The organism is Haemophilus sp. SZY H68 (genome assembly GCF_018829685.1).
GTDB classification, from domain to species: domain Bacteria; phylum Pseudomonadota; class Gammaproteobacteria; order Enterobacterales; family Pasteurellaceae; genus Haemophilus; species Haemophilus haemolyticus_K.
In genome coordinates this window covers 132,439-147,835 of sequence record NZ_JAHKKB010000003.1, presented here as the reverse complement: position 1 = coordinate 147,835, position 15,397 = coordinate 132,439, and the positions used below count along the sequence as shown (strand labels likewise).

Sequence of the window (15,397 nt, the reverse complement as noted above, 5' to 3'; positions counted from 1 at the left end):
AAACTATGTCCAATTTATATATAACTGGAAAAAATATGGAAGAATTTGGGAACTATCTACTAGAAACTGATGGATTTTTAGGACAAGGTGCTTTTGGATTGGTTGAAAGAGTAAAGGTTTATAATAAAAGTAAAACTCATTGTACTCTTTTTGCAAAAAAGTCTTTTAAACCTGAACCTAACTTTGACAGTGAGCTTATTGGGGAATTAAAACAAAGATTTAAAAGAGAAATTAAATCTCAATCATTATGTAAACACAATAATGTTGTTCCCATATATTTACACAATCTTTCTATTGAAGAACCTTGGTTTGTTATGGAACTAGCTGATATCAGTCTTCAAGAGGAACTAGAACAGAATGCTCTTAATAAAAAACAGAAGCTATCTGCACTTTTAATGATATTAGAAGGAATTAAATATATTCATAATAAAGGTTTAATCCATCGTGATATCAAACCTCTGAATATGTTAAAGTTTACCGATGGTTCTTATAAAATATCAGACTTTGGTCTAGTAAAAAATCTAGAGCAAGATTCTCTACTTAAAACACAATTTGGAACTGTAATGGGAACTAGTAAATATTTAGCCCCAGAAATATCCAACGGAAGTACAGAATACACTATACTTTCTGATATATACGCTATAGGTGTTGTTATCGATGATTTAAATTTAGGAAATGAAGTAAATTTTATTATAGATAAATGTATGCATAGAAGACCTAATGCACGTTATAAAAATGTACAAGAAATTATTAATGACCTAAATTCGTTACCTGGAGAGAACAATGATTAAACTATTAGCTTCTTCAATTTTTTCATATCCATTTAATCTGGAAAATCAGGATTCAATATTAAGTCCAATTGAGCTCAATAATGGATATTTATTTGCAATTGCTGATGGTGTCGGTGGATATGAAGGAGGAGCATTGGCTGCCAATATTGCTATATCATCTTTAAAAGAAGCAAAAAGCATTGTTGACATCAAAAGAATTTTTAAACATAGTTTGAGTAAGATAAACCAGCTTGATCAAAAGTACAAAAAAGCATCAACAACTCTTACCTTAGGATATCTAAATTCAGAAGGTCTTCACATTGGACATATTGGAGATTGTAGACTATATATCAAGCAAGGTAATAAATTAAGACAAAAAACTAAAGATCATACATCACATCAGCAATTACTTGATCAAGGTATATATACAAAAAAAGAGTTAAAAGAACTCTCTGGAAAAAATATTATTACAACAGCCATTTCAAATTTAATTGAAATGAAATATGACGAGTCATTTATACCTATTAAAGATATAAAAGATGAAAATAATAATATTTTTATTTATATTATGTCAGATGGGGCTTATTATTTCTGGGAAAATCGACCAAGATTTTCTGATAATACAATGAATAGCGTAATGAAATTCTCAGCAGCATTGCAAAAAAGAATAGAAAAATCACCTATAGATGATTATTCATTAATTGCTATCCAATTTAAATTAGAATAATAACATATCCTTTCTAGCCCTCCCCACAATGGCGCACGCTTCCCAGCGTGTGCCTAACTTCAATAAAAACACCTCAAAAACTGACCGCACTTTATTTACTTTCTACGGCACGCGTTGGGCAACGCACGCCAGCATAAGCGTTAAACACAAAAAAGTGCGGTGAAAATTTTCAACGTTTTTCGATTTATTGCAACAACCAATCCACCACATAAATCACTTCAATCCCATCAATCTCCGTTTTTTCGTAATATTTCTCCGTAATTAAGATCTTTTTATAGTTATCCTTAATATGCAAAAGATTATCGGTTTCGTGGGTATTTTCAGGGATTTCAAAGGCGACTTGCACATATAAAATTTCATCGGCTTTTCGGGCGATAAAATCAATTTCTTTGCTGTCGAGTTTACCGACATCTACGGTATAACCTCGTCTAAGCAATTCAATAAAGACAATATTTTCTAAGCGATTAGCATAATTCGCACCTTTTTTGCCGATAGCGTGTCGTCTTAAACCGTTATCCACAATAAAATATTTCGCATTGGTTTTTAAATAGCCTTTTCCGCGAATATCGTATTGTTTTGCTTTATAAAAAAGAAAGGCATTTTCCAACAGATCAAGATATTTGCTGATGGTGTGATTTGAAGTAGGAACACGTTCAGACGTGAGCGTGTTGCTAATTTTGCTCGGATTCACCAACTGCCCTACGTTATCCGCCAAAAAGAGAATCACGCTTTTAAGAATATGAGTATCTTTCACGCCGGCTCGATGAGCAATGTCATTCAGCACGATGGAATCAAAAATGCCCGATAAAATCGTTTCTTTTAAAGGTTCATCCGCAATGGCGATACTGGGGAAACCGCCATATTTTTCGTATTCCGAATAGAGTTTATCCACCAATCTTGATTGGCTATCCACATTTTTAGAGCGTAAAAATTCTTTAAAAGAAAGCGGATAAATTTTGATTTCCACATATCGACCGCTTAACAGCGTCGCAAGCTCGCCGGAAAGCAAGTTGGCATTGGAACCTGTAATCACGATATCGGTGTTAAAACTCACACGAAGCGCATTGACGATTTTTTGCCAACCTTCTACAAACTGAATTTCATCAATCAGAAAGTAAGTTTTCTCTTGAGAGGAGAGCATTTTTTCTTGAATAAGCTGTTGGAAATCTTGAGCGTCTTTCACCCATTGATATTCAAAAGATTCAAAATTGAGATAAATAATGTTTTCGGAAGCAATGCCCTGCTGTTGCAAGTAATCACGGTATTGCATGAGTAACACCGATTTACCAGAACGACGAACACCAGAGATGACTTTGATAAAATCAGTATCTTTAAATTGAATCAGTTGCTGTAAATAATTTTCACGAGAGATCATAGTTTTACTCATTGGAAGTTAATTTCATATTTTAAAAAAGTATACAGAAATTGGAAGTTGATTTCCATATTATTTGTTTCCTGATATATTTGGAATTACATTTCCAGTTTTTATTTCGGTTTTTTAGTATCATTCCAATCCCTTGCACAATCCCCAATTTCCGCTATCATACGCGCTTTCTTATTTCTCGGAATTTTGTATTTATGAATAAATTAAAGGTGGCGTTGTTTGTGGGTGTCCTAGTGAGTTTATTTGCTTGTACCACAACACATCAGCCGAAGAAGACGGTTAAATCTCGATTTTTAAAGAACAATATTAGCCAAGCAGAGTTAAATAATTCGGTTAATTACAAGCCATATCATTATCGTTGTAATAATAAAGAAACTGGGGGGATTTCTCATTTAACGACTTATTTCCCTCTGTCGCGTGAAAGCCGTATGAAAGATAACTTCGGGTTTTATTTCCAGCTAGATAATGGCAAGGCGGTGCCTTTTGATCATTCATACACGCTGACACTCAATACACGCGGTACAAAATTTGAAGTGGTTTATCGTTCGTATGATCCGATTCAAGGAAGTTATGTGGATTTAATCGCGCGATCGCAAAGTTCAATTTACTACAAGAATCAACAAGGCAAGCAAGTTCCTTGGTTGATTTGTAAGGGCGGTTGATTTTTCTCGAGAATAACTTTTACTTTCAGCAAAATGAGAAATTGGAATTAGGTTTCCAATTTCTCTATCCCATAAATCTCTCTTCTTTCTGCATCAAATTTCACGCTTATATCAAAGGCTTTTGCAAGATTCGCTGAATTTAGCACCGCTTGTGTTTTGCCAGTCGCAATGATTTTACCCTTGTCGAGCAAAATCACTTCATCACAGTATTTATAGGCAAGTGATAAATGATGGATCGCTACAACGCAAGTATGCTGTGGCGTGAGTGATTTTAATTGTTCCATCATGTCTATTTGATAATAGGGATCAAGTGGTGCAATAGGTTCATCAGCAAGTAATAGCGGCGCATTTTTGATACAACAACGAGCGAGTTGCACACGGGCTTTTTCCCCGCCTGACAGTTTCTGAAAGGATTTATTAAGCAAATGTTCTATCGAAAATTTTTGTGAAATCTCCGTAATTTTTGACCGCTCTTTTACCGATGATAATGGTGAATTTAAGCCAAGAGCAATGACATCATAAACCGATAAATCCCAATGGATATTGATATCTTGCGCCAGATAAGCGAGTTGCAGGCTTTTTTCAGCTGTACTCATTTTGCTTAACGGGCTGTTTCCAAAATAAATTTCACCTCTTGTAATAGGTAAAATTCCTGCAATCGTTTTGAGCAAAGTCGATTTGCCCGCACCGTTTGCGCCCATAATGCCGATAAGTTTTCCTTTAGGAAGCGTGCAGCTGATGTTGTTTAAGCCATAAGGCTGGGAAAGATTTTCGATTCTAATCATTATCTTGCCAACTTGCGTTGCTCCGTAATTAAAATCCAAATTAAGCAAGGTGCGCCAATGATTGCGATGAGCGTGCCAATATAAATATGTGAGAAGATTGGAATATATTGCACGCAAAGATCCGCAATAAGTAGCAATAATGCGCCAAGTAATGCACTGGTGATGTAAAGTTGCGAAGGGCGTTTTTTTAGCAGAAGGCGAGCAAAGTGCGGTGCGATTAAGCCAACAAAACCGATAGTGCCTGTTTGCGGAATCGTTGCACCAACTAATAATGCCACGCCAAAGGTCGTGATGAAAAAGCTACGTTTAGGATTTACGCCCATTGTGCTCGCGGTTTCTTCACCGAAGGTGAGCAAGTCAATATAGCGGCGTTCACGATATAAACAGAACAATCCCAATAATACGATTGGAAATGAAATGAGTAGCGTATCAAGTTTTGCCCACACAAGAGAACCTTGTAGCCAGCGGTAGAGTTCAGCTAATGCCCATGGGCTTTCAGCGTTAGAAAGTAGCAATGCGACGGCAGCCGAGAGCAACATGTTGACGGCTAAACCACTTAAAATCATCGCCGTTGTACCGTGGTTTTTAGCGATTAAATAAACCAATAAAAAACTAGATAATGCGCCAGCTACACCGCCAATTAACAATAGACTTAAGGGTACGGAAAAATAGTAAAGTAAAAAGACACTGGTGGTGGTTGCACCAGCACTACAGCCCAATAATCCGGGACTTGCCAGTGGATTTTGAAATATCCCTTGCATTGCATTGCCCGCTAAAGCAAGACTTGCGCCAGTTAAAATGGCTAATCCGATGCGCGGTAGACGAATCTCAAGCAATACGAGCGAGCGCATATCCGTGAGCACGCCATCGGCATTTTTGAGATGAGCAAAATCGCCGAGCTGATGATAAATTGCAAAGCCGCTAATCAACAGCAACGCTAAGAAAAGTGCGGTATTTAATTTTAATGTTTTGGTCAATGAACAATTTCCTATGTAATCCAAATATCATTTTAATTGTTGATAAATCTTCTCCGCCCCTTGCCACACGCCGTGATCAAAGCAATAAGTATATTTCATTGGAATGCGAAAGTGCGGTCGATTTTTAAAAAGATTTTGCAAAAGCGGATGTTTAAGCAATTCCGCTTGCTCGTTATAACTTTGCTGGTCGCTGATTTCAATCAACACGTTTGGTTCAGCTCGTAACACTTTTTCAAGAGAAAAATTTTGTGCCGTAAGCGGTGTTTTTAGCGGGGTTAAGCCTAGCAAGTTAAGTAAAGTGGGATACTGTGGCGTATAAGTTTCTACAATGCCTGTATCTGAAAGTATTAATGTGTCAGTGAGTGATAGATTGAGGCGAGAATCTTGTAATTTAAGTTTTTCAACCAAAGATTCCGCATGCGTTTCGTTACCCGTAAGTTTGCCCAAGTGCAATATTAGCACAAATAACTCTTCTGCCGTTTGTGGCGTGTCATTAATTGGCTCAATTTTTGCCCCTAGTTTTTTCAAATCTGCCACAAGTTGTGGATAAAAGGTTTCATTGATCAGAAACGTTTTATCGAGATAGGGCAATAATGCGGTGAGTTGTGGCTCAAGGGTTGGTTTATCCACATTGAGTTTATCCAACATCATCAAGGGATTTTTAGAATAAGGAGATTGTGCGGCAATTTGCTCAGAACGCACAATTTCCGACAAAAGACGATCGCTACAAAGTGTGAGCGAGACAAATTGCTCCGACGCATGCGAAGTCAAGGGCAAGAAAAGTGCGGTTAAAATTAAACGAGTTTTTTGCATATAGATAATGATACGCTACGCCATCAAGAATGTAAAAAGGCGTGCTAAGCACGCCCTTATATGTGGATAATAATTAGAACGATCCTTTTAACCCAACGTAAACATTACGTCCGTCTTGGCCATAGCCAACTACGTTTTCGTATTTTTTGTTGAATAGGTTGTTGAGGTTCGCATAAATTGTCAAGTTATCTACCACTTTGTAGTTCAAGCCTAAGTTTGCCAAGGTGTAGGATGGCATTTTGAAATCGCCGGAATCAAGGCGTTTACCTACATAAGAAACATTCACATCAGAACCTAGTTTTTCCGTGATTTGATAAGCGAAACCAAGGTTTCCTGTGTGTTTTGGACGGCGAACGTAGTTTGAACCATATTGATCATTTTCAGATTTAATATAGGTGTAAGTATAGTTCGCGTAACCTGACAGCTGCTCGGTAAATTTACCGTTATACGCCACTTCTACGCCTTTGATTTTGGTTTTACCGTCACGATTGATTGTGCGATAAGCTGTAGAACCTCTAACTGGGACTGCAGAAAGGAAATTATCTACATTACGGGCAAAGAGTGTGGTATCTAAGCTATGACGTTTGTCATTGCTTTCAACTAATAAACCTAATTCACCACCTAAGCTTTTTTCTGGTTTTAAATTTGGGTTTGCAGCCCAACTGGTATAATTGCCCCATCCATAAACATCAATAAATGTTGGATTGTGGATTGCTTTACCAATACTTGCGTGTGCTTTTAAATTTTGTGATAAACGATAAGCTCCAGCAAGGCGAGCTGTGAATGCATTTTCAAATAAGCTGTTATCTGTATAACGACCGCTTACAGAGAGACTATGGTCAGATTCAGTAAATAAACGGTATTCAGCAGCGATACTTTTCTCGGTTAATTTTTTCTCAGCAAAGTTGTAAGCGGAAGCAATATATTTCGTATTTTGATAATCCGCTAATACGCTGACGGCTTGTTTGACTTCTCCTTCACGGTCGAAGTTAATATCAAGTTGATAGTTCGTATTCAACTTTTTGCTGTCGTATTCTGTTTTACCAACAGCGGAAGCCCAACTTTTATATTGTGCAGTATCAGCATCCATTTTAACGTGACTTACCGCCGCTTTATGCACAAATAAATCTTCTGCATTACCAAAATAACCGCTTAATTTATAGCGAGTTTCGCGTGTACGGGTATTATCATCAAATTTTAATTCATCTGCTGCACTATTATCAAAATGCAAGGTTTGAGAAGAGTGAGAAGCAAGGAAATCCACTCCTTTTTTACTATCATCAAAACCTAAACGCATAGACACGTTATCACGGTGGAAGCCGTCTTTTTCAGTTGCCGGCACGTTTGTGCTTTTCATGCCGGATACGCTCGTATAATTAAATACGTGTTTGCTACGCGCAGAAATCCCTTGTGTACGATGGCTATCGCCATGAAGCGCATAATAAAGGCCATGATGCTGACCGGAAAGTGTAACAGAACCATCTCGTGTACGGTGCGACCCTGTGCCAAAGTCAAAATCTGCATTAAATGGCTTGTCTTTATATAATCCACTTTTTGTGGTGATATAAACTACACCACCCATAGCATCACTGCCCCAGAGTGCAGATTGCTCACCACGTAATATTTCGATATGTTCAATATTACTTAATGCTAATCCACCAAAATCAAAGTTAGTATCAGCCGGATTAACGCGAATGCCGTCAATAATGACCGCAGTATGTTTTGAATTTGCACCACGTAAAAATAAACTAGTTACAGCACCACGACCTCCAGTTGCTCCCATTGCCACACCTGGCACAGTCTTCAATACATCACTTACATAAGTCGCATTACGCTCAGCAAAATCTTTTTCTGTTAATACGGTGACTGATGATGCAGTTTGATCTTGGTTTACAGGTGTTGCGTAAGCTGAATACACATTGATCGGTTCAAGCTCGGTTTTAGTTTCAGCTTGTACAAAAGCCGATGCACTCAATAAAAGTGCGGTAGTAATTAAGTTAGTTTTCATTAAGTTGGTTCCTCTTTTAAAAAAGTGCGCTATTTTGGCACAATAGAAATTCATTTCCTAGCTGAGAATTTTCATTTACTTTACAAATTCTGTTCATTTTGTAAAAAAATTCGTTTTTTGACCGCGCTTTTTCGCCTTTATCCGCCTTACGCTTTCAAGTATAATGCGGACATTTTTAATCACATTAGATCAACGATTATGAGCACAAAATTTAACGTAAAAACATTCCAAGGTATGATTTTAGCCCTGCAAGAATATTGGGCAAACCAAGGCTGCACCATTGTGCAACCTTTGGATATGGAAGTGGGTGCAGGTACTTCTCACCCAATGACTGCATTGCGCGCATTAGGCCCAGAGCCAATGGCATTTGCTTATGTGCAACCTTCACGTCGTCCAACCGATGGTCGTTATGGCGAAAACCCAAACCGTTTACAACATTACTATCAATTCCAAGTGGTGATTAAACCGTCTCCAGATAACATTCAAGAACTCTATTTAGGTTCACTTGAAATGCTCGGTTTCGATCCAACACAAAACGATATCCGTTTCGTGGAAGATAACTGGGAAAACCCAACCTTAGGGGCTTGGGGCTTAGGCTGGGAAGTGTGGTTAAATGGTATGGAAGTGACCCAATTTACCTATTTCCAACAAGTGGGCGGCTTAGAATGTAAACCAGTAACTGGCGAAGTAACTTACGGTTTAGAGCGTTTAGCCATGTACATTCAAGGCGTAGATTCTGTGTATGACTTAGTTTGGTCTGATGGCCCGCTTGGCAAAACCACTTATGGCGATGTTTTCCATCAAAATGAAGTTGAACAATCAACCTATAACTTTGAACACGCAAACACAGATTTCTTATTCTACTGTTTTGATCAATACGAAAAAGAAGCACAAGAGTTATTAGCCTTAGAAAAACCGTTACCATTGCCAGCTTATGAGCGTATTTTGAAAGCGGCACACAGCTTTAACTTGTTAGATGCACGTAAAGCAATTTCGGTAACCGAACGCCAACGCTATATTTTACGCATTCGTGCATTAACTAAAGGCGTGGCTGAAGCTTATTATGCAAGCCGTGAGGCCTTAGGTTTCCCGGGTTGTAAAAAATAACACTTAAAGGTAATTCAAAAAAGTGCGGTGAAATTTGGCCGCACTTTAGGAGAGCAAAATGAGCAAACCCATTCTTTATTATGCGGCAGATTGCCCTGATACTGCGCCATTTGTGGCAGAGTTAAAACGCTTGGGCGTGGATTATGAGTCAGTGGAAGTACTATCTTCCATCCCGAATTTGAAACAATGGTTACGCTTGCGTGATCGTCACGCCGCATTTGATGATGCAAAAGCACAAGGCTATGCGGGCTTTCCAGCATTATTGTTAGATGACGATCGTGTTATTTTGGATGAATCCAAATTAAAAGAGATTTTTTAAAGTAATGAAGAAAGTCGGGTTTTGGCAATTTTTATTTAAAATTGGCGATGATTATTTAATGTTTTTACGTAACTTAACGCCAGCAGTGTTATTTTTATCACTGGCATTATTTATGTTTTCTGAGCTGGATTGGCGGCATTGGGAGTGGGGTAATCTGCTTGTGCTATTTTTATGCCTCGCTTCCGGATTTATTGCACTTAGTGTAATGGCAATTAATACCGTCTTTTTTGTACGTAAGATGCTGAAAACCTTAAGAACACTGAGTGGAGAGAGCGAACTTGATGAAAATATTGGTACGCTCGCATTATTTAAAATGCTCTGGCTGGAAAGCAACAGTAAACAACTAATCTTTTTTGCGGTAGTCAATATTGTTGCAGTATTTATGGTGTTAGTTTACGGCACCAAATATGCCTTGAATTTTTATAGCTCAATTTCAGCATCAAATGATTAAGTCTCGAATATGAAAAAAATAACCCTAAAATTCACCGCACTTTTGCTTGGTTCTGCTTTAGCAACTAGCGTGTTGGCAACAGAAAATAGCCCAAATTCCTCAAGTTCTGATTATGAATTAGAGAAAGTATTGATTTTTAGCCGACACGGATTACGTTCACCAGTGGAAAAAGATCCGCAAGAAATGGCGAAATATTCTCCGTATGAATGGGCAAAATGGAATGTACCTTCTGGCTATCTCACGGCAAAAGGTACGGTGCTAGAAACCTATTTCGGACAGTATTTAGGTCAATGGCTTGCAGATAAAGGGATATTAACAACAGAACGTTGTGCATCGGGTGAAGGTATTTTCGCTTATGCGAATGGTGTGCAACGCACAATTGCAACAGGGCAAGCGATTATTTCTGGTGCATTTGCAGGCTGTAATGTTCAACTGCAACATCACGGTAAAATTGGTTCAGAAAAAGATCCAATTTTTAACACGCAGGCGCATAATCCAAGTAAAGCCTTGATTGAATCTGCAAAAAATAACGTTGATTTAACCGCTTTACAGCAGAAACTTGCACCAAATTATGCGTTATTAAGTGAAATCATCGATTATAAAAATTCACCAAACTGCTTGCAAAAAGGCGAATGTGATTTAGGTGGAAAAGTCGGTGAATATAGTATTAAAGACGGCAAGTCGGTAAAAATTACGGGTGCTATCAGCACTGGAAAGAAAATTGTCAGTGCATTATTGCTCGCGCATTATGTGGGTAAGCCTGATTCAGAAATCGCAAACGGCCGCGTGGATAGCCAAGAAAAATGGCGTGCAATTAACGAAATTAAAAACGAATATTACCGCACGTTATTTAAAAACAACGAAGCGCTGGCACAAAATGCATCATATCCGTTATTAGCATTTATTCAGCAACAGCTAAATAGTGAAAACAAAATTAACTTATTGGTTGGACACGATTCTAATATCGTCGCTCTGCTTGCAGCACTAGGTGTTGAGCCTTATGAGTTGAATGATTCATTAGAAAATATCCCAATCGGCGGCAAGTTACTATTTGAAGTGTGGAAGCACAAACCCAGTGGGAAGCTCAAATTTAAGTTGGATTATGTGTATCAAACCACCGAACAGCTGATTAACATCATGCCACTAAGTTTAGCGACACCACCAAACCAAACAGCATTAACCCTCAAAGGCTGTGAAAAAGATGAAAATGGCTTTTGTGATTACGAGCGTTTTCAACAGGTGTTGAGTGAGAGTATTAAGAACGGTAAGAAATAGCGTTCATGCAACCCTACGAAAAATACTTAAAAGAGAATTCGCAGAAATTGCGAGTGGATCAAACGGATGCGGAAAGAAAATTATGGCAACGTATCAATCGAGATCAATTATTAGGATTTCGATTTAATCGACAAAAGCCACTTTTAAGTTATATCGTTGATTTTTATTGTGCGAAAGCAAAGCTGATTATCGAATTAGATGGCAGTCAGCACTATGAACTTGATTATCAGGAAAAAGACGCATTGCGAGATGCAGAATTAAATTCACTTGGTTTTACGGTGATGAGATTTAGCAATGATGAAGTCATACGTGAAATTGAAGCGGTAGTCGAGCAGATTTATTTGTTTTTGGAGAATGTAAGGGCTGATTGAGTATGAGCGTTAAGTAGCTCTGCCAAATCTCCCCTAACCCCTCTTTGCTAAAGAGGGGATTTCTTGAGTAAATTGATTGCAGTTGACTCATTATTTTGATTTCAATCGCAGTTAAATTAACCTCTTTTAAAAAGAGGGAAGTAGAAAACAGATATTTAACTCTGCAAAGATCCAACCCCCTCTTTAGCAAAGAGGGGGTAGGGGAGATTTGGCAGAAGTGAAAACAGAGAAATATAAAAGATGATTAAGAAATCATATTCAATAATTTTTATTTGCGTATTGTTAATAATAGGTTGTACGAATAGCAATTCCGTTGTTCAAAAACAAATAACACATATACGTTTTTTTGATAATTCTATTAATGTTCAGATAAATGAAAAACTGTATCATTTAAAGAGCAAAGATAAGAAAACAATACAACAATTTAAAGAATTTTATGATAGTTACCATTATAAAGTATCCAAACAAGCTTTAAACCTGCAAATACTAACGCAAAGTTCTAATGAGCTTATATACTCACTTTTTATTGATAAAAACCTATTAAGTGATGATGACTTAATCAAATTAAAAAAAGTATATCAAGCTGAAGCTTATGAAAAACAATATATAAAAGTAACATTCTTGGCTGATGCTAAGACTTTTTATGGTTTAAATAATTTAACTGATGAATATAAATTAGATACCCCACTACCAATAGTTGTGACTGACAAAAGACCTTTTTTTGAAACTGGTAACGGTCAATTGTTATTTATTTTAACAATGCCAGTTTGGGTACCATTTGCATTAGTATTTGGTTTAAAGCCTTGATATTTATAATGATATAAATTACGTTTACATAGAGACTCTAAAATGACAACCCAAAACTTCCTAGTAGAAATCGGCACGGAAGAGCTGCCGCCAAAAGCTCTCAAAACATTAGCGACCTCTTTTGCGGATAACGTTGAAGCAGAATTAAACCAAGCGGGCTTAACCTTCGACAAAATCGAATGGTTTGCGGCACCACGTCGTTTGGCGGTGAAAGTGTTGAACTTAGCCACACAACAACCAAGCAAAGAAATCGAAAAACGTGGACCGGCAGTATCTGCAGCTTTTGATGCAGAAGGCAAACCAACCAAAGCGGCTGAAGGCTGGGCGCGTGGTTGTGGTATTACTGTTGAACAAGCAGAGCGCATTGCGACTGATAAAGGCGAATGGTTAGTTCACCGTGCAAAAATTGAAGGTCAACCGACCAAAAACTTGCTTAACGGCATCGTTGCAAATGCATTGGCGAAATTGCCAATTCCAAAGCCAATGCGTTGGGCAGATAAAACCGTGCAATTTATCCGTCCGGTTCATACTGTGACCATGCTGTTAGGTGATGAGTTAATCGAAGGCGAAATTTTAGGTGTGGCAAGCGCGCGTACTATTCGCGGTCACCGTTTCTTAGGCGAGAAAGAATTTGAAATTCAACATGCAGACCAATATCCGCAATTATTACGTGAAAAAGGTTCTGTGGTGGCTGATTTCAATGAGCGTAAAGCAGAAATTCTTGCAAAATCTCAAGCAAAAGCGACCGCACTTGGCGGCGTGGCTGATATTGAAGAAAGCTTGCTTGAAGAAGTAACCTCATTGGTGGAATATCCAAACGTATTAGCTGCAAAATTCGAAGAACGTTTCTTAGCCGTGCCTGCGGAAGCCTTGGTTTACACCATGAAAGGCGACCAAAAATATTTCCCGATTTATGACAAAGACGGCAAATTATTACCGCACTTTATTTTTGTCTCAAACATCAATCCTGAAGATCCAACAGCAATTATTGAAGGAAACGAAAAAGTAGTTCGCCCACGTTTAACCGATGCGGAATTCTTCTTCAAAACCGACTTAAAACAAAAACTGGTTGATCGTTTACCACGTTTAGAAACTGTATTGTTCCAACAACAACTGGGTACATTAAAAGACAAAACAGACCGCATTGAACAACTTGCAGGCGAAATTGCAAAACAAATCGGTGCAGACGAAGCAAAAGCAAAACGTGCAGGCTTGCTGTCAAAATGTGACTTAATGACTAACATGGTGTTTGAATTCACTGACACCCAAGGCGTAATGGGGATGCACTATGCCCGTCATGACGGTGAAGATGAAGAAGTGGCGGTGGCGTTAAACGAACAGTATATGCCACGCTTTGCCGGTGATGAGTTACCAAAATCACTCGTTGCAAGTGCGGTTGCTTTAGCAGATAAATTTGACACCCTAACGGGTATCTTCGGTATCGGTCAAGCACCAAAAGGTAGCGCAGACCCATTTGCATTACGTCGTGCGGCATTAGGTGCGTTACGAATTATCGTAGAGAAAAACTTACCACTAGATTTAGAAGATTTAGTGAAAAAATCAGCCGCACTTTTCGGTGATAAACTCACGAATAAAAACGTGGTTGCTGATGTGGTGGACTTCATGCTTGGTCGTTTCCGTGCGTGGTATCAAGATGAAGGCATTGCGGTGGATGTGATTCAAGCGGTATTGGCGCGTCGTCCAACTCGTCCTGCTGATTTTGATGCGCGCGTGCGTGCGGTTTCACACTTCCGTACTTTAGACTCAGCAGAAGCGTTAGCAGCAGCAAACAAACGTGTAAGCAACATCTTAGCCAAAGCGGATGCTGCAATTGGCGAGATCAATTTGACCGCTTGCGTAGAGCCAGCAGAAAAAGCCCTTGCAGAAGCGGTACTTGCATTACGCACTGAAGTTCAACCGCTTATCGCTCAAGGTGATTATACGGCGGTATTAGATAAATTAGCGAACTTACGTGCACCAGTAGATAGCTTCTTTGATAACGTGATGGTAAATGCTGAAGATCCAGCATTACGCCAAAATCGCTTAGCGATTTTAAATACGTTACAAGGGTTATTCTTACAAGTAGCTGATATTTCAGTGCTTCAATAATGCTAAAAAGGGATGATTGATTTTTCATCAATCATCCGTTCTTTTATAGACTTCAAGTGATTATTTCTCTATAATCACCGCACTTTCCCCCCTTAGCTCAGTCGGTTAGAGCAGGCGACTCATAATCGCTTGGTCGCTGGTTCAAGTCCGGCAGGGGGGACCAACTCAAATTTTCTCGTCTTATTTATTCTTTTCATCTTCATCCGATAATGACCTTATAAATACTGACCCTTACCAAGTTTTATTTTTTCTACTCTGGCGTTCTCCTATTAACTTCTACGTTTACAACCATATTTTTTAGTTATATGCTTAGTTATTCTTATACTTTTAACTCAATATTTTTGCTCACCGTGAGACTTATAGATTTAGGAATTTTAGGCGTTTTTTGTAACCACGAAATTTAAACAATGATGAGATTATAAGGCTTGGTTAAAAAATAGTTATAAAATATATGGTTATAAATACTTGAAGCAATTGAATTACACTTGTAAAAACTGTGATAAAGCTTTGTAAAAAACGGAAAAAACACGATTAGTTATCGCTGGTTTTGTTTAGTCAAATTATGCCCTATATAATTTCTTTTTAGTGCATGATCCATAATTGCACCGACAAGCTGGTGGATTTTTTTGAGCGTGTTACTTCTATCTGCTATTTTTTCATAAATGCTAACTAACTCTTTTACTTTTATTTCTGATACATGCTTATCACCAATATAAGGGAAGATATGATTTTTCAATCGTTCCCAATTCTTTTCTCGTGTTTCTGGATTTTTAGCTTTTTCTTTGTAAATACCATTAAAGTAACTTTCTGCAACAGAACGGAAAGTATCTTT

At 38.1% G+C, this 15,397-nt stretch carries 16 protein-coding genes and 1 tRNA gene; 11 read left to right on the top strand and 6 right to left on the bottom strand.

Annotated features, from left to right (window positions below):
• Window positions 1–35: 35 nt before the first annotated feature.
• Both KP712_RS06985 and KP712_RS06980 read left to right on the top strand, forming a co-directional pair.
• Complete coding sequence (locus tag KP712_RS06985; RefSeq protein ID WP_215770765.1) at window positions 36–791, top strand: serine/threonine-protein kinase; 756 nt, start codon at window positions 36–38, stop codon at window positions 789–791.
• Window positions 784–1,497, top strand: coding sequence for a PP2C family serine/threonine-protein phosphatase (locus tag KP712_RS06980; RefSeq protein ID WP_215770764.1), 714 nt, complete (start codon window positions 784–786; stop codon window positions 1,495–1,497). Before KP712_RS06985 ends, KP712_RS06980 begins: the two co-directional genes overlap by 8 nt.
• 184 nt (window positions 1,498–1,681) lie before the next feature.
• Here KP712_RS06980 and KP712_RS06975 read toward each other — a convergent pair whose 3' ends face one another.
• Window positions 1,682–2,884, bottom strand: coding sequence for an ATP-binding protein (locus tag KP712_RS06975; protein WP_215770763.1), 1,203 nt, complete (start codon window positions 2,882–2,884; stop codon window positions 1,682–1,684).
• A gap of 191 nt (window positions 2,885–3,075) precedes the next feature.
• On the opposite strand from KP712_RS06975, the gene KP712_RS06970 reads away from it, so the two are divergent.
• Window positions 3,076–3,543: a hypothetical protein gene (locus tag KP712_RS06970; RefSeq protein ID WP_215770762.1), complete on the top strand. Its 468-nt coding sequence runs from the start codon at window positions 3,076–3,078 to the stop codon at window positions 3,541–3,543.
• A 47-nt stretch (window positions 3,544–3,590) separates the two neighbouring features.
• Here the strand turns inward: KP712_RS06970 and KP712_RS06965 are convergent, their stop codons facing one another.
• From KP712_RS06965 to KP712_RS06950, 4 genes are all read right to left on the bottom strand, one after another.
• A complete protein-coding gene (locus KP712_RS06965) occupies window positions 3,591–4,328 on the bottom strand; it encodes an ABC transporter ATP-binding protein (protein WP_215770761.1) in 738 nt (245 codons plus the stop codon).
• Window positions 4,328–5,305 carry an iron ABC transporter permease gene (locus KP712_RS06960; protein ID WP_215770760.1) on the bottom strand — a complete coding sequence of 326 codons (978 nt, stop codon included), beginning with the start codon at window positions 5,303–5,305 and terminating at the stop codon, window positions 4,328–4,330. Before KP712_RS06960 ends, KP712_RS06965 begins: the two co-directional genes overlap by 1 nt.
• A gap of 27 nt (window positions 5,306–5,332) precedes the next feature.
• On the bottom strand, window positions 5,333–6,118 hold the full coding sequence (locus KP712_RS06955) for a helical backbone metal receptor (RefSeq protein ID WP_215770759.1): 786 nt from the start codon (window positions 6,116–6,118) through the stop codon (window positions 5,333–5,335).
• Between the two features lie 73 nt (window positions 6,119–6,191).
• Window positions 6,192–8,126 carry a TonB-dependent siderophore receptor gene (locus KP712_RS06950; protein ID WP_215770758.1) on the bottom strand — a complete coding sequence of 645 codons (1,935 nt, stop codon included), beginning with the start codon at window positions 8,124–8,126 and terminating at the stop codon, window positions 6,192–6,194.
• A 198-nt stretch (window positions 8,127–8,324) separates the two neighbouring features.
• Between KP712_RS06950 and glyQ the strand changes: the two genes are divergently transcribed.
• The 8 genes from glyQ to KP712_RS06910 all read left to right on the top strand — a co-directional run bounded on the left by glyQ (window position 8,325) and on the right by KP712_RS06910 (window position 14,728).
• Complete coding sequence (glyQ, locus tag KP712_RS06945) at window positions 8,325–9,233, top strand: glycine--tRNA ligase subunit alpha (protein ID WP_215770757.1); 909 nt, start codon at window positions 8,325–8,327, stop codon at window positions 9,231–9,233.
• Window positions 9,234–9,291: 58 nt separating this feature from the next.
• Window positions 9,292–9,552, top strand: coding sequence for a hypothetical protein (locus KP712_RS06940; protein WP_005628150.1), 261 nt, complete (start codon window positions 9,292–9,294; stop codon window positions 9,550–9,552).
• A gap of 4 nt (window positions 9,553–9,556) precedes the next feature.
• A complete protein-coding gene (locus KP712_RS06935) occupies window positions 9,557–10,003 on the top strand; it encodes a hypothetical protein (RefSeq protein WP_118788692.1) in 447 nt (148 codons plus the stop codon).
• Between the two features lie 9 nt (window positions 10,004–10,012).
• On the top strand, window positions 10,013–11,278 hold the full coding sequence (locus KP712_RS06930) for a histidine-type phosphatase (RefSeq protein WP_215770756.1): 1,266 nt from the start codon (window positions 10,013–10,015) through the stop codon (window positions 11,276–11,278).
• A gap of 5 nt (window positions 11,279–11,283) precedes the next feature.
• Complete coding sequence (locus KP712_RS06925) at window positions 11,284–11,649, top strand: endonuclease domain-containing protein (protein WP_215770755.1); 366 nt, start codon at window positions 11,284–11,286, stop codon at window positions 11,647–11,649.
• A 240-nt stretch (window positions 11,650–11,889) separates the two neighbouring features.
• Entirely contained in the window at window positions 11,890–12,456 is a 567-nt protein-coding gene (locus KP712_RS06920) for a hypothetical protein (protein ID WP_215770754.1), read from the top strand.
• A 42-nt stretch (window positions 12,457–12,498) separates the two neighbouring features.
• Window positions 12,499–14,565, top strand: a complete 2,067-nt coding sequence (gene glyS / locus KP712_RS06915) for a glycine--tRNA ligase subunit beta (RefSeq protein WP_215770753.1) — start codon at window positions 12,499–12,501, stop codon at window positions 14,563–14,565.
• A gap of 86 nt (window positions 14,566–14,651) precedes the next feature.
• Window positions 14,652–14,728 (top strand) — tRNA-Ile (locus tag KP712_RS06910).
• 372 nt (window positions 14,729–15,100) lie between these two features.
• Here KP712_RS06910 and KP712_RS09255 read toward each other — a convergent pair.
• Window positions 15,101–15,355 (bottom strand): hypothetical protein, encoded by a 255-nt coding sequence (locus KP712_RS09255; protein WP_374223960.1) that lies wholly within the window; start codon window positions 15,353–15,355, stop codon window positions 15,101–15,103.
• Between the last annotated feature and the right edge of the window lie 42 nt (window positions 15,356–15,397).